The sequence below is a fragment of the Nocardia sp. NPDC004711 genome (assembly GCF_053601595.1).
The window spans coordinates 20,521-37,284 of the sequence record NZ_JBSGCB010000041.1 but is presented as its reverse complement, the minus strand read 5'-3'; the positions used below and the strand labels follow the sequence as shown (position 1 = coordinate 37,284).

The 16,764-nt window shown below is 68.4% G+C and carries 17 protein-coding genes; 7 read left to right on the top strand and 10 right to left on the bottom strand.

Annotated features, from left to right (window positions below):
* The first annotated feature begins 56 nt into the window (after nucleotides 1–56).
* The 5 genes from ACWEKS_RS33775 to ACWEKS_RS33755 all read left to right on the top strand — a co-directional run bounded on the left by ACWEKS_RS33775 (nucleotide 57) and on the right by ACWEKS_RS33755 (nucleotide 5,036).
* Complete coding sequence (locus tag ACWEKS_RS33775; RefSeq protein WP_452343850.1) at nucleotides 57–404, top strand: VOC family protein; 348 nt, start codon at nucleotides 57–59, stop codon at nucleotides 402–404.
* A gap of 49 nt (nucleotides 405–453) precedes the next feature.
* Nucleotides 454–924, top strand: coding sequence for an iron chaperone (locus ACWEKS_RS33770; RefSeq protein ID WP_452343849.1), 471 nt, complete (start codon nucleotides 454–456; stop codon nucleotides 922–924).
* Nucleotides 925–1,147: 223 nt separating this feature from the next.
* Complete coding sequence (locus ACWEKS_RS33765) at nucleotides 1,148–2,701, top strand: DUF222 domain-containing protein (protein ID WP_452343848.1); 1,554 nt, start codon at nucleotides 1,148–1,150, stop codon at nucleotides 2,699–2,701.
* Nucleotides 2,702–2,955: 254 nt separating this feature from the next.
* Nucleotides 2,956–4,671: a hypothetical protein gene (locus ACWEKS_RS33760; protein ID WP_452343847.1), complete on the top strand. Its 1,716-nt coding sequence runs from the start codon at nucleotides 2,956–2,958 to the stop codon at nucleotides 4,669–4,671.
* Between the two features lie 182 nt (nucleotides 4,672–4,853).
* Complete coding sequence (locus tag ACWEKS_RS33755; RefSeq protein WP_354848491.1) at nucleotides 4,854–5,036, top strand: hypothetical protein; 183 nt, start codon at nucleotides 4,854–4,856, stop codon at nucleotides 5,034–5,036.
* Between the two features lie 60 nt (nucleotides 5,037–5,096).
* Here ACWEKS_RS33755 and argH read toward each other — a convergent pair whose 3' ends face one another.
* From argH to ACWEKS_RS33740, 3 genes are read right to left on the bottom strand one after another with little or no spacing between them, the layout of a single operon-like run.
* Nucleotides 5,097–6,518, bottom strand: a complete 1,422-nt coding sequence (gene argH / locus ACWEKS_RS33750) for an argininosuccinate lyase (protein WP_452343846.1) — start codon at nucleotides 6,516–6,518, stop codon at nucleotides 5,097–5,099.
* Nucleotides 6,515–7,432, bottom strand: a complete 918-nt coding sequence (locus tag ACWEKS_RS33745) for an SAM-dependent methyltransferase (RefSeq protein ID WP_452343845.1) — start codon at nucleotides 7,430–7,432, stop codon at nucleotides 6,515–6,517. Before ACWEKS_RS33745 ends, argH begins: the two co-directional genes overlap by 4 nt.
* Nucleotides 7,433–7,486: 54 nt before the next feature.
* Nucleotides 7,487–8,689: an argininosuccinate synthase gene (locus ACWEKS_RS33740; protein WP_354848500.1), complete on the bottom strand. Its 1,203-nt coding sequence runs from the start codon at nucleotides 8,687–8,689 to the stop codon at nucleotides 7,487–7,489.
* 253 nt (nucleotides 8,690–8,942) lie between these two features.
* Here ACWEKS_RS33740 and ACWEKS_RS33735 point away from each other — a divergent pair, with 253 nt between their 5' ends.
* Complete coding sequence (locus ACWEKS_RS33735; RefSeq protein ID WP_452343844.1) at nucleotides 8,943–9,710, top strand: trans-aconitate 2-methyltransferase; 768 nt, start codon at nucleotides 8,943–8,945, stop codon at nucleotides 9,708–9,710.
* Between the two features lie 149 nt (nucleotides 9,711–9,859).
* A complete protein-coding gene (locus tag ACWEKS_RS33730) occupies nucleotides 9,860–10,012 on the top strand; it encodes a hypothetical protein (protein ID WP_354848509.1) in 153 nt (50 codons plus the stop codon).
* Here the strand turns inward: ACWEKS_RS33730 and ACWEKS_RS33725 are convergent.
* The 7 genes from ACWEKS_RS33725 to argC all read right to left on the bottom strand — a co-directional run bounded on the left by ACWEKS_RS33725 (nucleotide 10,005) and on the right by argC (nucleotide 16,697).
* Nucleotides 10,005–10,706, bottom strand: a complete 702-nt coding sequence (locus ACWEKS_RS33725) for a hypothetical protein (RefSeq protein ID WP_452343843.1) — start codon at nucleotides 10,704–10,706, stop codon at nucleotides 10,005–10,007. The genes ACWEKS_RS33730 and ACWEKS_RS33725 overlap by 8 nt on opposite strands.
* Nucleotides 10,707–10,796: 90 nt before the next feature.
* Complete coding sequence (locus ACWEKS_RS33720) at nucleotides 10,797–11,294, bottom strand: arginine repressor (RefSeq protein ID WP_354848599.1); 498 nt, start codon at nucleotides 11,292–11,294, stop codon at nucleotides 10,797–10,799.
* Between the two features lie 29 nt (nucleotides 11,295–11,323).
* Nucleotides 11,324–12,268, bottom strand: a complete 945-nt coding sequence (gene argF, locus ACWEKS_RS33715; protein ID WP_452343842.1) for an ornithine carbamoyltransferase — start codon at nucleotides 12,266–12,268, stop codon at nucleotides 11,324–11,326.
* Entirely contained in the window at nucleotides 12,265–13,458 is a 1,194-nt protein-coding gene (locus ACWEKS_RS33710; protein WP_452343841.1) for an acetylornithine transaminase, read from the bottom strand. Before ACWEKS_RS33710 ends, argF begins: the two co-directional genes overlap by 4 nt.
* Before the next feature lie 76 nt (nucleotides 13,459–13,534).
* Entirely contained in the window at nucleotides 13,535–14,434 is a 900-nt protein-coding gene (gene argB, locus ACWEKS_RS33705; RefSeq protein WP_452343840.1) for an acetylglutamate kinase, read from the bottom strand.
* The gene (gene argJ, locus ACWEKS_RS33700; protein WP_452343839.1) at nucleotides 14,431–15,639 is read right to left on the bottom strand and encodes a bifunctional glutamate N-acetyltransferase/amino-acid acetyltransferase ArgJ; all 1,209 of its coding nucleotides are present in this window, start codon (nucleotides 15,637–15,639) and stop codon (nucleotides 14,431–14,433) included. The genes argB and argJ overlap by 4 nt, the downstream gene beginning before the upstream one ends.
* Nucleotides 15,636–16,697, bottom strand: coding sequence for an N-acetyl-gamma-glutamyl-phosphate reductase (gene argC, locus ACWEKS_RS33695; protein ID WP_452343838.1), 1,062 nt, complete (start codon nucleotides 16,695–16,697; stop codon nucleotides 15,636–15,638). The genes argJ and argC overlap by 4 nt, the downstream gene beginning before the upstream one ends.
* Nucleotides 16,698–16,764: the final 67 nt, after the last annotated feature.

Below are 16,764 nucleotides of genomic sequence, written 5' to 3'. Positions count from 1 at the left end.
GCAGGAGCCAACCGGACGACAGGGTCGCTTCGGACCCCCACTCACCAGGAGAAATCATGACCACGCTGGGCATCAGGACCGTGCTGCACCCCGTCTCCGACCTCACCGCCGCCAAGACCGTCTACACCGCGCTGCTGGGCATCGAGCCCCAGACCGACTCGCCCTACTACATCGGTTTCGAGTCCGAGGGCCAGCACATCGGCCTGGTCCCCGCGGGCAGCCCGCAGAGCCCGGCCGCCCCCGTCTCCTACTGGCACGTCGGCGATATCGAGGCCAAGGTCGCCGAGCTCACCGCCGCCGGCGCGACCGTCCAGCAACCCGCGCGTGAGGTGGGCGGCGGCCGCCTGGTCGCCACCCTCACCGATGCCGACGGCAATGTCCTGGGCCTCATCCAGGACCGCTGACCGCTCCCCCACCCAGTCCTCTCCCATACTCCCGCAAAGGAATCCAGCCATGGCCGCCGAAACCACCACCGAGAAGACCACCGCCAAGAAGACCACCGTCGGCTTCAGCGCCGAGGAGCGCGCTGCCATGAAAGCCCATGCCGCGGAACTGAAGACCGCCGCCCGCCGTGGCTCCCGCTCCACCAAGGCCGACGGCGAACAGGACGTCCTGGCCAAGATCGCCGAAATGACCGGCACCGACCGCGAGATCGCCGAACGCCTCCACGCCCTCATCAAATCCGTCGCCCCCGAACTCACCTGCAAGACCTGGTACGGCATGCCCTCCTACCTGCGCGACGGCAAGATCGTCTGCTTCTTCCAGACCGCCGCCAAGTTCAAGACCCGCTACGCCGTCCTCGGCTTCAACGACATCGCCAACCTCGACGACGGCGACCTGTGGGCCGTCAACTACGCGCTGAAGGCCATGACCCCCGAGACCGAATCCCGCATCACCGACCTCCTGAAGCGGGCCCTGAGCTAGTGCCGCCGCCGGGAAGGTCGATGGTGTAATCCGCCACCCGTGGTGGCGGATTACACCATCGACCCGGTAGTGCCTTGTCAGGCAACGCGGGTAGGTTGGTCCCTTGGCAAGCAATAGGATTGAAATAATGGACACTCCGAGTTCGCCGGAATTCTACTGAATTACGTTGGCATATTGGACATTTCGGATTCCCAGGCATTGTTGACGGCGGTAGAATTAGCACATGAATTCGAAGGGGACAACATTCGACACCTGCGGTATCGCCGAACTGGCGACCGCGGTCGAGACCTTGTCGAATTCGATCCTCCACGGCAACCTGAACCAATTCACGGACGGTGATGTCGTGGAATTGATGCGCAAGCTGGAAGCCTGCAAACGGCAACTGTCCGCACTGGATTCGCGATTGATCATCGAAGCTTCCGACCGTTCGCTGCCGCAGAAGAATGGGGACAAGGATCTGGGGCCGTTCCTGCGCCACACCCTCGGGTTGTCCCGCCACGACGCCTCGGTGCGGGTGAAGATCGCCGGTGCATGCGGAGAGTTCTTCGACCGCACCGGGCAATTGCGCACCGCGACTCTGACGGCGACCGCCAAAGCCTTTGAGACCGCAGACATCTCCCGCGACCACGTGCGCGGCATCGTCGAGATCATGACGCACCTGCCCGCCGATGTCCCCACACAAGCACGAGCCGAGGCCGAGGAACTGCTGGTTACGTTCTGCCACACCGGTTCCCCCGACGACCTCCCCAAGATCGGCCGCGAAATCCTCGCCCGCCTCGACCCCAACGGGACCGTGATCTCCGATGCCGACCGGCGTCGCCGTCGCGGCATCGTGATCGGCCGCCCCGGCGTGGACGGCATGTCGAAGATCGAAGGCTGGCTCACCCCCGGACTGCGCGCATCGCTGGACGCGATCCTCGCCAAGCTCGCCCGGCCCGGCATGTGCAACATCGACGACACCGAAATCCTCACCGCCACAGCTCGAACCGATTCCAGGGTCCTGGAAGCCGCCGCACGCCGAGACCGTCGCGATGCCGCACAGCGCACCCACGACGCGCTGCACGCGCTGCTGCAACCGGACATCAACATCGGCAAGGCTGGCGTCAACGCCACCAAGCCCCGCGCCAGTGCGTCCGAGTCCGGCGTCAACACCGCCGAACTCGCCGTCAACACCGTCAAGCTTGGCATCAGCGCTGCCGAACTCGGCTCCCACCGAGGCATGCGCGTGCAGCCGGTGCTGACAATGAGCCTGGCCGATGTGGAGCGCGGCGCCGGTGTGGCGACCACCAGCACCGGCGGCCACGTAAGCATCCGCGAGGCCCTCGAATTGGCCCAGGGCACCCGCCCGGTGCTCGCAGTGCTGGACGCCACCGAGATTCCGCTTTACCTGGGCCGCTGCGAGCGCCTCGCGACCTCCGGTCAGCGCCTCGCCCTCATCGCCCGGGACAAGGGCTGTACCCGCCCGGGCTGCGATGCACCCGCGAGCATCTGCGCCGCCCACCACATCACCGACTGGGCCGCCGGCGGACCCACCGACCTGAACAACCTGGCGTTGGCATGCGATCACTGCCACGCACTCGTCAACAACAGCCGGGATGGGTGGAAAACAGTTGTGATGGACCAGGATTCACCACACCCCGGACGGTGCGGATGGATCGCACCCAAACACATCGACCCCACCCAAACCCCACAGGTCAACGAGCGTCATCACGTGGCGGAGTGGCTGGCAGCGAGGATCGAATCCCGATGCGGGCCTCGGGGTTCACGGGTGGCGTGAGCCCCGAGGCCGGTGTCTTACATGTGTGCGCAGGGACGAGGGGGGTAGTTGGGTCGCCCGCCCTGCCGCACTGGGGCTGACACCCAACCGGCAGCCACACCTCACCTCCCAGCGCGCCGAGTACACGCATCACCTCTACCGACAACTCGAGACCGCTTACCGACAACTCCTGACCGCCAAGGATTTCCCCAGCACATGGTTCTTTGACAACTACACAGAGACGATGAACGGCCGGGCCGTAATGGGGCTGGTAGGTGAGGGGGCTCCCAAGCTCGGCCACCCTCTCCCTCCTCCAGGCATCTTTTATCTTTTGCCTCTTCAGCCTTTCGGCTCTATCGTCGTACCGTGATCTTCTTCAATGGAAAGGGCGCCAAGCGCCCCTGCCGGTGATCCCCGGCCAGTGGTCGGCTCCCGAGTTCTCGGATGACCGGACCACTTTTCTCGCTCACGCTCTCAGCCTCACCGCATTACATGGCCCCGGCCCCTGGCCGGACGGTGGCAGTCCGCTCCCAGACGAGCAATCCACCGACTCTCGATTGCTGAGTTCGACCGTCCTCGACGGGATTCGAACCCATCATCTAGCGGCGTCCGACGAATCCCCACCCATCACCACGCTGATCGACGCGGTTGCGGCCGCGCTCTCGGCACCCGACGCCGAAACCTTGACTGCCCTGCATGATCGGCTCGCGGAGTATCGCGCCCTTGACGTTGCCGATGACCTGATCAAAGAGCTGCGCGCACTCGATCACCCCGCCGAGGATCTGCGCGCCTTGGCACGGTGGCTGGCCGAACACGGCACTCGCCGCAATGCCGTGGCGCTCGGCATCGTCATGCTGGGCGTGGCAGGTGACGCACGCGATCAGGAATTACTGCTACTACTCGGCGCGCTGGAAGACCTGACCCTGTATGCCATTGTTGCCCTGGCCAACTCCCAACCCGAACAAGAGCAGGCTATCCATCGCCTCGCCCAGCGTGTCGACGGCTGGGGTCGCATCCACGCCGTCGAGCGCTTGCGGGGAACCCAGGACCCCGGCATCAAGTCCTGGCTGCTGCGCGGCGGCTTCCGCAATCAGATCCTGAACGAGTACCTCGCCCATCTCGCCGCTACCACAGGTGATCTCTACACCGCGCTGCTCGCACCGGAGGTCGACGACGAACTCCTTCACGGAGCCGCGGGAATCCTCGACGCCCTCGTGGCTTTGCCCGGACCGTGCTCGGACATCCGGCACTACGCGGACGCGCTCCCCTGCCTCGCTCGATTCGGTGAGCTGATCGCCTCCGCGCCCCTGAATCTCACCCTCATCGATACCGCCGGGCGGTTGAAGAACCTGCTGAAAGAACCTCCGCCCGACCACGATTGGCCAGAGGCGGACATCTCACGCCTGCTCGGTCAATACTCCGCCTTGCTGGCCCGCCCCGACTGGTCACGACATGTCCGGTCGGCACTGGATCAACCCACTGGCGAATCCAACTTCCGCTTGGCGCTCATGTGCTCTGAGGCGGTCGGAATCGACGCGTATCCGCATGCCGTGTCCCGTCTCCGACGACCGCCGCACGATCAGTATGTCTGGTACTGGGCAGCCACCCACACCCCCGAACCCGAATACACCGCCCTCGTGCGACTGGCCGGCCAGGTGCTGCCATTGGACGAGATTGCGGTGGGCCCGGATCCCGAGAGGATTATCGGGAGCTCCGACGGGGAAGGTGCCCTTGACCTCGTCCTGAGCTATATCGGTGATGCCCGCGTGGCAGAGGCCGACGTCCTGCCATTGATTCGGACCGCGCTGCGCGGACAAGGTACGCGACTGCGCCGCATCGGTTTACACACGTTGAACAGGCTGTACGGTCAGGATCTTCCCACCGGCCCCCGCGCGTGGGTAAGCGAGGCCGCCGCGATCGAACCCTACGACGAGCTGCGCGCGAACTTCACTGACCTGCTGGAACGAACCAAGTCTGCTGACGAGAAATAAATGGGATGCGGCGGATGCGCGCTTGTGGTTACAGTGCCCGGCATGTGGCTGTTCCTGTTCTCCTGAGCGCGCTTCGCCCTTGACGCCCGGCGGTCTGCCGAATTGACCGTGCCTGTGGCATTCCCGATTCCGACCGGCGATCGAACCCGGTCCGTCGGTCACGCATACCCAGAGGAGGACTCATGCCCGAGCGCTTTCCGCTGCCCGAAATCCCTGCCGAGGACCCCGCCGAACGCCCGTTGTCGCGGCGCGAACGGCGCGGGAAGGGTGACAAGAAGCAGCAGACCACCGCGAACGGCAAGGTGCACGACGCCGGTCGTGCCGCGGTGCCCGCCGCGAAGCACATGAATTACCGACGCGGATGACGCAAGCGGCCCGTTGGGTTTCCAGGCCGGAAATCCAACGGGCCGTTACCGTTTCGAGTATCAGCTCAGCCAGGCGCGCTGGGTGGCGGCGGTGCCGCGCACCTCCTCGAGCTGCTTGGCGACCTGGGTTCCTGCGGTACCGCCGCGCGCGTTGCGGGAGGCGATGGAGCCTTCGACGGTGAGGACCTCACGGACACCGGGGGTCAGGGCCGGGTCGACGGCGGCGAACTCCGCGTCGGTGAGCTCGTCCAGGCCGACGCCGCGGGACTCGGCGGCGCGGACGCAGCCGCCCGCGGCCTCGTGCGCGACTCGGAACGGAACACCCTGGCGGACCAGCCATTCGGCGATATCCGTGGCGAGGGTGAAACCGGCGGGGGCGAGCTCGGCCATGCGATCGGTGTGGAAGGTCAGGGTGGAGACCAGGCCCGCGATGGCCGGCAGCAGCAGTTCGAGCTGGGCGACCGAGTCGAAGACCGGCTCCTTGTCCTCCTGCAGGTCACGGTTGTAGGCCAGCGGCTGAGCCTTCAGGGTCGCGAGCAGGCCGGTGACATTGCCGATGAGGCGGCCCGCCTTGCCGCGGGTGAGCTCGGAGACGTCCGGGTTCTTCTTCTGCGGCATGATCGAGGAGCCGGTGGACCAGGCGTCGGCCAGGGTGATGTAGCCGAATTCCGGTGTGCTCCAGATGATCACCTCTTCGGCCATGCGGCTCAGGTCGACGGCGATCATGGCCAGCACGAACGCGGCCTCGGCGGCGAAGTCACGCGAGGAGGTGGCGTCGATGGAGTTCGCGGCGGAGGAGTCGAAATTCAGTTCGGCGGCAATAGCCTCCGGATCCAGGCCCAGCGAGGAGCCCGCCAGCGCGCCGGAACCGTACGGCGACACCGCGGCCCGCTTGTCGAAGTCGCGGATCCGGTCGATGTCGCGCAGCAGCGGGTGGGCGTGTGCCAGCAGGTGGTGGGCCAGCAGCACCGGCTGGGCGGCCTGCAGGTGGGTCTTGCCCGGCATCACCGCGTCCGGGTGCGCGGCGGCCTGCTCGACCAGGGCGTCCACCACGTCCAGTACGCCGGAGGCGATGCGCCGCACCGCATCCCGCAGCCACATGCGGAACAGCGTGGCCACCTGGTCGTTGCGGGAGCGGCCCGCGCGCAGCCGGCCACCCAGCTCGGTGCCGACCCGGTCGATGAGCCCGCGCTCCAGCGCGCCGTGCACGTCCTCATCGGATTCGAGGGGCCCGAACGCACCCGATTCCACGTCCGCCGCAAGCTGATCCAGGCCCGCGAGCATGCCCGCCAGGTCGGTCTCCGACAGCAGCCCGGCCTTGTGCAGCACGCGCGCGTGAGCCTTGGAGGCGCGAATGTCGTGCGGCGCGAGCGCCCAGTCGAAGTGGGTCGACTTGCTCAGCGCCGCCATCGCCGCGGCCGGGCCGGACGCGAAGCGTCCACCCCACAGCGCGCCTTCATTGGTGCTGCCGCCCTGGGTCATAGCGTGTCGTCTCCTCGCGGTTTCGTCGCGGTCATCAGAATGTGTTGGGTCATAGCGGCCCGGACCGCCTCGGGAACGGCCCGGCCGCGGTCCTCGAGCAGGGCGACCGGGTCACCCTCGGTGACCAGCCAGCGGTGCATGGCGAACCAGCTGCGGGGGTCCTCGCGGCCCTCCCACGGGTAGAACAGATCTTCCAGGTCCAGCTTCAGCCCGGCATCCGCCATCACCTTGCGGCGCCGCTCCCGGAAGTCGTCGGCCAGATCGCCGGACCCGGTGCCGAGGTTGATCGCCATCCGGCTGCCCGGCGCGCTGAGTTCCACCACGCGCTCGAGCAGCTGGGTCTGGGCGTGCCCGGGCAGGTAGCGCAACAGCCCCTCGGCCAGCCAGGCGGTCGGCTGATCCGGTTCGAACCCCTTGTCCAGCAGGGCTTTCGGCCAGTCCTGCCGCAGATCGACCGGCACCTCTCGGCGATCGGCCACCGGCTCGTCATCGGCGAGCGCCCGGGCCTTGAACGCCAGCACCTTCGGCTGATCGAGCTCGAAAATCCGAGTGTCCGAGGGCCATTCGAGCCGGTAGGCCCGCGCGTCCAGCCCGGCGGCCAGGATCACGATCTGCCGGATCCCGGCCCGCACGGCCGCGGCGAAATACTCGTCGAAGTAGACGGTGCGGGCCACCAGGACGTTGCCCAACGACCAGGCCTGGTAGTCGCCGTCGCTGATGCTCTGGCGGCTCAGCGCCCCCGACATCATGGCGTTCCAGCCCTCGGACCCGACCGCGGCCACCAGCTTCGCCGCGTAGGGGTCGTGGAACAGTGCGTCCTCGCGGCTGGTCTCGTAGGCGCGAATGGCCGACACGCCGATGGCGGTCGCACCCACGCTCTCCGTGATGTCCCAACTGTCGTCATCGGTTCGCATGGGTGCGTCTCCTTCGGCCGGCGCTCGAGTGAAATCAGCTCCGGTCGCAGGCTACTACTTGCTGTTGAGATCCCGCCGCGCCGCGACCTTGGAGGACAGGCCGTGGATCTGGACGAAGCCCTTGGCCAGCGACTGGTCGAAGGTGTCGCCCTCGTCGTAGGTGGCGAGGTTGAAGTCGTAGAGCGACTCGTCGGAGCGACGGCCGTTGACCACGACGCTGCCGCCGTGCAGGACCATCCGGACATCACCGGACACGTGCTGCTGGGTCTCGGCGACGAAGGCGTCCAGCGCGCGCTTCAGCGGCGAGTACCACAGGCCGTCGTACACCAGCTCGCCCCAGCGCTGTTCGACCTGCCGCTTGTAGCGGCCCAGCTCGCGCTCGATGGTGACCGCTTCCATCTCCTGGTGCGCGGTGATCAGCGCGATGGCGCCGGGGGCCTCGTAGATCTCGCGGCTCTTGATGCCGACGAGCCGGTCCTCGACCATGTCGAGGCGGCCCACACCCTGGCGGCCGGCCCGCTTGTTCAGCTCGGTGATGGCCTCGAGCATGGTGACCGGGCGGCCGTCGATGGCGACCGGCACACCCTTGTCGAAGGTGACGATGAGCTCGTCGGGCGCCTCGAAGTTGACGGTCGGGTCGACGGTGTAGTCGTAGACGTCCTTGGTCGGCGCGTTCCAGAGGTCCTCGAGGAAGCCGGTCTCGACCGCGCGGCCCCACAGGTTCTGGTCGATGGAGAACGGCGACTTCTTGGACACGTTGATCGGCAGCTTGTTCTCGCCGGCGAACTCGATGGCCTTCTCACGGGTCCAGGCGTAGTCGCGGACCGGGGCGATGACCTTCAGGTCGGGCGCGAGCGCGCCGATGCCGACCTCGAAGCGGACCTGGTCGTTGCCCTTGCCGGTGCAGCCGTGCGAGACGGTGTCGGCGCCGTGGTACTCGGCGGCCTCGACCAGGTGCTTGACGATCAGCGGCCGGGAGATGGCCGAGACCAGCGGGTAGCGGCCCATGTAGAGGGCGTTGGCCTGGATGGTCGGCAGGCAGTACTCGTTGGCGAACTCGTCGCGGGCGTCCACGACGATGGACTCGACGGCGCCGCAATCCAGCGCGCGCTGGCGCACGTCGTTCATGTCCTCGCCACCCTGGCCGAGGTCGATGGCGACGGCGACGACCTCCGCGCCGGTCTCCTTACCGATCCAGCTGATGGCGACTGAGGTGTCCAGCCCGCCGGAGTAGGCGAGTACGACGCGCTTGGTCATAGTCCGTGTGCTCCTCGATTGTTCGTATAGGCCCTCGACCGGTGTGCTGCCCCGCGGTCCCGTCCCGGTCCCTCTGGCGCGCTCCGTCGTCCTGCAAATGATTATGCATGACGATGCAATCCCATTCATAACCGGGGTCCTCGCCTGCATGGATCCGGCCGCCGGTGACCGTCACATCCTTGCACCGGAACCCGGCGAGGAATACAGTACGTACGTACGGTTTGGGAAATTCGACGTTCATACGGAGGGGCCCATGTGGGATCCGGACAAGTACCTCGCCTTCGACGACCTGCGCGCGCGGCCGTTCTTCGACCTGGTCGGACGGGTCGGCGCGGACAAACCCCGGCGGGTGGCCGATGTCGGCTGCGGACCGGGCAATCTCACCGCGGCACTCGCGACCAGGTGGCCGGGGGCGACCCTCGAGGCATTCGACTCCTCACCCGAAATGGTCGCCGCGGCAAGGGAACACGGCATCGACGCAACTGTCGCCGATGTCCGCGACTGGCGGCCCGCACCGGACACCGACGTGGTGGTGACCAATGCGGTACTGCAGTGGGTACCGGATCATCTTGCGCTGCTGCCGGATTGGGTGGCAGCGCTGCCGGACGGCGCCTGGCTGGCGATTCAGGTGCCCGGGAACTTCGATGCGCCTTCACATCTCGCGATCCGGGAGCTCGCGTCGTCGCCGCGGTGGCGGGAGCGACTGGGGGCGGCGGGGATTCTGGATCGGCAGGCGGTGCCCGATCCCGCCGGATACGCCGGGGTGCTGACCGCAGCCGGATGCCGGGTGGATGCCTGGGAGACCACCTATCTGCAGCCGCTGACCGGGGATGATCCGGTATTGGAATGGGTGACCGGAACCGCACTGCGTCCGGTCCGCGACGCGCTCGACGATGCCGCGTGGCAGGACTTCCGGGCCGAGCTCGCGCCACTGCTGCGATCGGCCTATCCGCAGCAGCCGGACGGTGTCACCTGGTTGCCGTTCCGTCGCGTGTTCGCGGTCGCGCACAAGCCGGAGTGAGAGAACCCGGTCGCCCCCTCAGAGCGACCAGTCGGCACCGAATCCGGCAAATGCCCGAAACCCACCCTTCGATGCGATTCACGATCACGCCGTACGCCGCTGTGCCACGCTGGAAATCGTCACTTCCGGGTCAACCGAAGGATTCCGCCATGCTCTCGACACTCGCTCAGATCGTAGGCACCCTCGGCCGCGACATCCTGTCCATCGGAGGAGCGGCACTGCAGCTCGTCCAGGATCTCATCGCCTCCGGCGCACAGGGCCAGGGCGGCTCGGTTCCGCCCGGCCAGTACCCGTTCAACTGATCTCGATCGGCATCGGCACTCCGTCGGTGGCGGCATCCTGGCGATGCTGCCACCGATTTCTCTGTCCGCGAGGCTCTCGCTGTCGAGCATCGAGCACGCAGTAGCCCGCATCGTCGGCGAGCCGCACGACCTGGGGCTCACGCACCGGCAGGCGCAGTCCGGCGCGATCCAGGCCACGCGGGTCGGGTGGGCGCAGGCGGGCGGTGCGGCCGCCCGGCTCCAGGGGTGGAGTGGGAGGCTGCGGGGGTCGGTCCGGCAGCCGGACCGGTTGCGGCACAGTGATATCCGACCAGGTGATGACGGTCTGGCGTGCGGCGCGGAAGAGCAGGCCGCCGCGAATCCAGTGCGCGGCCAGGATCCGCCCGGAGAGCACCACCTCGAGCACGGTGAAGCGGCCGCCGTAGGGTTCCGGTGCGGCTTCGGATACGGCGTGGAAACCACAGCTGCAGTCCTCGTCCGGCACTGCGTGACTCCGGCCGCGCCGGCACTCGGCGATCGCGTCACGCGGGTAGGGCGCGCCGCCGGTCGCCGGAATGAACCGATCCCCGTCGATGCGCCGTGCCACCTTGCGGGCCATGACCACCCAGACCCCGTCGTCGGTCCGGCGCAGGCTGGGCCGGACCACCTCGGGAACGTGAGGCCGCTCCCGCGTCCCGGCTTCGAAGGATCCGATCAGTCCATAGCCTTCGCACATGTGCGTTCCTTGCTCGGGGATGTCCTTCCTACCGAGCGTACGCCCGCACTGGTACCGCATTACCGCAATTATCCTGCGGCACAGTCCGATTCAGGCCAGCTGTTCGATCTTGGCGGCCAGTTCCGCGCCGGTCATGGGCTCGCGGGCGATGACGGCGATGGTGTCGTCGCCCGCGATGGTGCCGACCACCTCGGGCAGGGCAGCGCGGTCGAGGGCGCTGGCCAGGAAGTGCGCGGCGCCCGGCGGCGTCCGCAGGACGGCGATATTGCCGCTGGCGTCGGTGGAGACCAGCAGGTCGCCGAGCAGTTTCGAGAGTCGTTCGGTGCCGCCGGTGACGCCGCGGACGGGGCTGCCGTCCTCGGGGACCACGTACACGCCCGCGCCGCCGTCGGCCGCGCGCAGCTTGACCGCGCCGAGTTCGTCGAGATCGCGGGACAGTGTCGCCTGGGTGGTCTCGATGCCCTCGGACGAGAGCAGCACGGCCAGTTCCGACTGGCTGCGCACCTCGTGCTGGGAGAGGATGGCGACGATGCGCGCCTGCCGGCCGGCGCGGGTGCGGGCGATGGCCGCACCGGACTTGTTCGACACCGGTGCGGCCGTGCGACGTTCGCCGCTGCTCACCGCTCGCCTCGCTGGTATCGCTCCAGCAGCCACACCAGCAGCGCCTTCTGCGCGTGCAGGCGGTTCTCGGCCTCGTCCCAGACCGCGCTGTGCGGGCCGTCGATGACCTCGTCGGTGATCTCCTCGCCGCGGTGCGCCGGAAGGCAGTGCAGCACGGTCACATCCGCGGCCGCGCGGGCCAGCAGCCCGGCATTGACCTGGAACGGACGGAACGGGGCGACCCGGTCGCGGCCGTCGTTCTCCTGGCCCATGGAGGTCCAGGCGTCGGTGACCAGCGCGTCCGCACCCTCGGCCGCGGCCTGCGGGTCGTGGGTGATGGTGATGGTCGCGCCGGTCTCGGCGGCCCGCTTCTGGGCGGCGTCGACGATCCAGCCGAACGGCTCGAAACCCTCGGGGGCGGCGATGGTCACGTTCATGCCCGCGGTGACGCCGCCGAGCATGAGCGAGTGCGCCATATTGTTCGCGCCGTCGCCGAGGTAGGTGAGGTTGCGGCCGCTCAGGTCGGAGCCCTTGCGCTCCTTCAGCGTCTGCAGATCCGCCAGCACCTGGCAGGGGTGGAACTCATTGGACAGCGCATTGACCACGGGAACCGTTGCGGCGCCGGCCATCTCGTCCAGGCGTGCCTGTTCGAAGGTGCGCCAGACAATGGCGTCCACATACCGAGACAGCACGCGGCCGGTATCGGCGAGGGTCTCCTCGCGTCCCAGCTGGGTGTCGCGGCCGTCGACCACGACGGCGTGCCCGCCGAGCTGGGCGATGCCCATCTCGAAGGAGAACCGGGTGCGCGTGGAGTTCTTCTCGAACATGACCGCGACGCCGCGCGGGCCCTCCAGCGGCCGCCGCGACTGCGGTGCGGCCTTCAGTTCCGCTGCCAGCGCGAGGATCTCGGCCTGCTCGGCGGGGGTGACGTCGTCGTCACGCAGGAAATGCCGGATGGTCACTTGGTCTCCTTCTGGGCCTGGGCGGCATCGAGGATGCCGGGCAGGTCGGACAGGAAGTTCTCCGCCTGGGTCTCGGTGAGCACCAGGGGCGGAGCGAGGCGAATCACATTGGGCTTGGCCGGATTCAGCAGGTACCCGGCCGCCCGGGCGGCCAGCTCCACGTCCGTGGAGGCATCGGCTGTCAGCTGGATGCCGATGAGCAGACCGGCGCCGCGCACGTGGTCGACCAGCGGGTGGCCGAGGTTCTCGATCCCGTCGACGAGGATCTTGCCCACCGTCTCCACGTGCGAGAGCAGGCCGTCTTCGTCGATGGTCCGCAGCACGGCCAGCGCCGCCGCCGCGCACACCGGATTGCCGCCGAAGGTGGTGCCGTGCATGCCCGGCTGCAGCAGCTCCGCGGCCGGGCCCTGGGCCAGCACGGCGCCGATGGGCAGGCCGCCGCCCAGGCCCTTGGCCAGGGTGATGACATCGGGCACGATGCCCGCGGCCTGGTGCGCGTAGAACGCGCCGGTGCGGCCGATGCCGGTCTGCACCTCGTCCAGGATCAGCAGCGCGCCTTGCTCTTTGGTGATCGCGCGGGCCTTGGCCAGGTAGTCGGCCGGGGGCACCACGACGCCGCTCTCCCCCATGATGGGTTCCAGGAACACCGCGGCCGTGTCCTTGTCGACGGCGGCGGCCAGCGCCAGCGCGTCGCCGTAGGGCACGTGGATGACGCCGGGCGGCATGGGCTCGAACGGTTCCCGCTTCGAGGGCTGGCCGGTCAGTGCGAGCGCGCCCATGGTGCGGCCGTGGAAGGCCTCCTCGCAGGCGATGATCTTCCGGCGCCCGGTGAGCCGCGCCATCTTGAAGGCGGCCTCGTTGGCCTCGGTGCCGGAGTTGCAGAAGAACGCCTTGCCGTGCCCGTCGCCGAAGTGCGCGAGCAGCCGCTCGGCCAGCTCGATGACCGGTTCGCTGGCATACAGGTTCGAGACGTGGCCCAGGGTGCCGAGCTGCTGGGTGACCGCGTTCAGGATGGCCGGGTGGGCGTGGCCGAGGCTGTTGACCGCGATGCCGCCCAGGAAGTCGAGGTAGCGCTTGCCGTCGGCGTCGTAGACGACCGCGCCGGCGCCGCGCACCAGCGCCACCTTGGGGGTGCCGTAGTTGTTCATCAGCGCGGTGTTCCACCGCTGCTGGATGTCGGCTGTGCTCATGCTTCCACCTCGCTAGCGCTCGGCTCCAGCACGAGCACACTCGTGGCTGTGTTCATTTTCCGCTCGCTACGCTCGCTCATGAGATCTCCTGTGCGGGGGTGACCATCGTGCCGATGCCTTCCCCGGTGAACAGTTCCAGCAGGACCGAGTGGGCGACGCGCCCGTCGATCACGTGCGCGGTCGGGACGCCGCCCTCCACGGCGCGCAGGCAGGCTTCCATCTTGGGCACCATGCCCTCATCCAGCGACGGCAGCAACTTGGCCAGCTCGTCGGTGTCGATGCGGCTGGTCAGCGAGGACCGGTCGGGCCAATTCGTGTACAGGCCCTCGACATCGGTGAGGACGACCAGCTTCTCCGCGCCGATGCCCTGGGCCAGCGCGGCCGCCGCGGTGTCGGCATTGATGTTGTGCACCACGCCGTCGGCGTCCGGGGCGATGGTGGAGACCACCGGAATCCGGCCCGCCGCAATGAGATCCAGCACCGCGTCGGGATTCACCTCGGTGACGTCGCCGACCAGGCCGATATCGGTGGCCGCGCCGTCGACCTGCACGGTGCGGCGGGTGGCGGTGAACAGCCGGGCGTCCTCGCCGGAGATGCCGACCGCGTACGGGCCGTGAGCATTGATGAGCCCCACCAGTTCCCGGCCGACCTGACCGAACAGCACCATGCGCACGACGTCCATGACCTCGGGCGTGGTGACGCGGAAGCCGCCGCGGAATTCGCCCGTCATGCCGAGCTTCTTCAGCATGGCGCTGATCTGCGGGCCGCCGCCGTGCACCACCACCGGGTGCACGCCGACGGTGCGCAGGAACGCCATGTCGGCCGCGAAGGCCCGCTTGAGCTCGTCGTCGATCATGGCGTTGCCGCCGTACTTCACGACCACGATCTTGTCGCGGAACTTCTGCAGCCACGGCAGCGCGTCGGCGAGGACGTGCGCCTTGTCGAGGGCCGAAAGCTGTTTCACCACATCGCTCATGAGCTGTAGGCCGAGTTCTCTTCGACGTAGCCGTGCGAGAGGTCGGTAGTGCGGACGGTGGCCGCGCCGTCGCCCAGACCCAGCTCGACCAGGACCTGGATGTCGGGGCCGGACAGGTCGACCTCGCGGGCGCCCGGCGCGCCCACGCCGTCGATGCACACCGGAGATCCGTTGAACGACACCGAGACCCGGTTCGGATCCAGTTCGATGGGCGCGATGCCGATGGACGCCAGCACCCGGCCCCAGTTCGGGTCAGAGCCGAAGAACGCGGTCTTGACCAGGCTGTCGCGGGCCAGCGCCCGCGCACCGATGAGCGCTTCCGCTTCGCTGACCGCGCCCTGCACGGTGATGTGCACGCGCTTGGTGACGCCCTCGGCGTCGGACATGAGCTGCTCGGCCAGGTCGTCGCAGACCGCGAGCACGGCCGCGTTCAGATCCGCCTGGCTCGGGGTGACGCCCGAGGCGCCGTTGGCCAGCAGCAGCACGGTGTCGTTGGTGGAGCAGGAGCCGTCCACGTCGAGCCGGTCGAAGGTGTACTTCGTCGCATTGCGGAGCGCCTCGTCCAGCTGCTGCGGGGTGGCGACCACATCGGTGGTGAGCACCACGAGCATCGTGGCCAGCGATGGCGCGAGCATGCCCGCGCCCTTGGCCATGCCGCCCACGTTCCACTTGTCCAGGTGATGGAAGGCGGTTTCCTTCGGCACGGTGTCGGTGGTCATGATGGCCCGCGCGGCCTCGGCGCCGCCGGACAGGCCGCCGCCCATCTCGTGCACGATCTCGGTGACGGCCGGGATGAGCTTGTCCATGGGCAGCCGGTCGCCGATCAATCCGGTGGAGCAGACCGCGATCTCGCCCGCGCCGGTCTCGGTTCCCCAGTTGCTCAACGCCTTCGCCAGTTCCTCGGCGGTGGCGTGGGTGTCCTGGAAGCCGCCCGGGCCGGTGCACGCGTTGGCGCCGCCGGAATTCAGGATGACCGCGCGCAGCCGGCCGCCGGTCAGCACCTGCTGCGACCACAGCACCGGCGCGGCCTTGACCTTGTTGCGGGTGAACACGCCGGCGGCCGCGTACTCCGGGCCCTCGTTGAACACCAGCGCCAGGTCCGGCTTGCCGCTCTTCTTGATGCCGGCGGCGATGCCCGCGGCCCGGAAGCCCAGCGGTGCGGTGACGCCCTGGGTCCGCACCAGCTTGCCGTTGTCGATCGTCACGGTGCCACTCCTACGGTGGAAAGTCCTGCGGTCTCGTCGATTCCGAGAGCCAGATTCATCGATTGCACCGCGGCGCCCGCGGTGCCCTTGGTCAGGTTGTCGATCGCGCCGATGACCACCAGCAGCCCGGCGTCGGCGTCCACGGTGACCTGGAGGGTGACGGCATTGGAGCCGAGCACCGAACCGGTCTGCGGCAGTACGCCTTCCGGCAGCAGGTGCACGAAAGGCTCGTCGGCGTAGGCCTTCTCGTAGACGGCGCGGGCGGTGGCGGCGTCCACGGCGGTGGGGGCGGTGCAGGTGGCCAGGATGCCGCGCGGCAGCGGGGCCAGCACCGGGGTGAACGACACGCTCACGTCGGCGCCGGATCCGGTGGCGGCCTTCAGGTTCTGCGCGATCTCGGGGGTGTGCCGGTGTGCGCCCGCGATGCCGTAGGCCCGCAGCGAGCCCATCACCTCCGAGCCCAGCAGGCCCACATCGAGTTTGCGTCCCGCGCCCGACGTGCCGCTCACCGCAACCACATTCACGCGCGGTTCGATGATTCCGGCCGCGACGGCCGGGGCCAGCGCCAGGCTCGACACGGTCGGGTAGCAGCCGGGGACGGCGATCCGGGTGGCGCCGCGCAGCTTCTCGCGCCCGCCGGGCAGCTCGGGCAACCCGTAGGGCCAGCTGCCGGCGTGCGGGGTGCCGTAATACTTCTCCCACGCCGCCGGATCGGTGAGCCGGAAGTCGGCGCCGCAGTCGATGATGATCGTGGATTCCGGCAACGCCGTGGCGATCGCCGCGGACTGCCCGTGCGGCAGGCCGAGGAAGACCACATCGTGGCCGGAGAGCTCCTCGACGGTGGTGGGCGCGAGCACCCGATCGGCCAGCGGCAGCAGATGTGGCTGCAGCTCACCCAGGGTGGTACCGGCATTGGACCCCGCGGTCAGCGCCCCGATCTCGAGGCGCCCGCTTCGGTAGGCTGGATGACCGAGCAGCAGGCGCAGGACTTCACCGCCCGCGTATCCGCTCGCACCAGCTACCGCGACCCGCAGGGGCCCGTTCGAGGTATCCACCATGTGATGATTATGCACGACCGTGCAAGCTCATTCACAACCGGGCGGAAATCTGACAGAGAGCGCCGCT

Coding starts and splice junctions, on each gene's coding strand:
- ACWEKS_RS33765 (WP_452343848.1), top strand. CDS start 1,148: ATGAATTCGAAGGGGACAACATTCGACACCTGCGGTATCGCCGAACTG.
- ACWEKS_RS33735 (WP_452343844.1), top strand. CDS start 8,943: ATGTGGGATCCGGACAAGTACCTCGCCTTCGACGACCTGCGCGCGCGG.
- ACWEKS_RS33730 (WP_354848509.1), top strand. CDS start 9,860: ATGCTCTCGACACTCGCTCAGATCGTAGGCACCCTCGGCCGCGACATC.
- argC (WP_452343838.1), bottom strand. CDS start 16,697: ATGGTGGATACCTCGAACGGGCCCCTGCGGGTCGCGGTAGCTGGTGCG.
- ACWEKS_RS33755 (WP_354848491.1), top strand. CDS start 4,854: ATGCCCGAGCGCTTTCCGCTGCCCGAAATCCCTGCCGAGGACCCCGCC.
- ACWEKS_RS33740 (WP_354848500.1), bottom strand. CDS start 8,689: ATGACCAAGCGCGTCGTACTCGCCTACTCCGGCGGGCTGGACACCTCA.
- ACWEKS_RS33725 (WP_452343843.1), bottom strand. CDS start 10,706: ATGTGCGAAGGCTATGGACTGATCGGATCCTTCGAAGCCGGGACGCGG.
- argB (WP_452343840.1), bottom strand. CDS start 14,434: ATGAGCGATGTGGTGAAACAGCTTTCGGCCCTCGACAAGGCGCACGTC.
- ACWEKS_RS33770 (WP_452343849.1), top strand. CDS start 454: ATGGCCGCCGAAACCACCACCGAGAAGACCACCGCCAAGAAGACCACC.
- argH (WP_452343846.1), bottom strand. CDS start 6,518: ATGACCCAGGGCGGCAGCACCAATGAAGGCGCGCTGTGGGGTGGACGC.
- ACWEKS_RS33710 (WP_452343841.1), bottom strand. CDS start 13,458: ATGAGCACAGCCGACATCCAGCAGCGGTGGAACACCGCGCTGATGAAC.
- ACWEKS_RS33745 (WP_452343845.1), bottom strand. CDS start 7,432: ATGCGAACCGATGACGACAGTTGGGACATCACGGAGAGCGTGGGTGCG.
- ACWEKS_RS33775 (WP_452343850.1), top strand. CDS start 57: ATGACCACGCTGGGCATCAGGACCGTGCTGCACCCCGTCTCCGACCTC.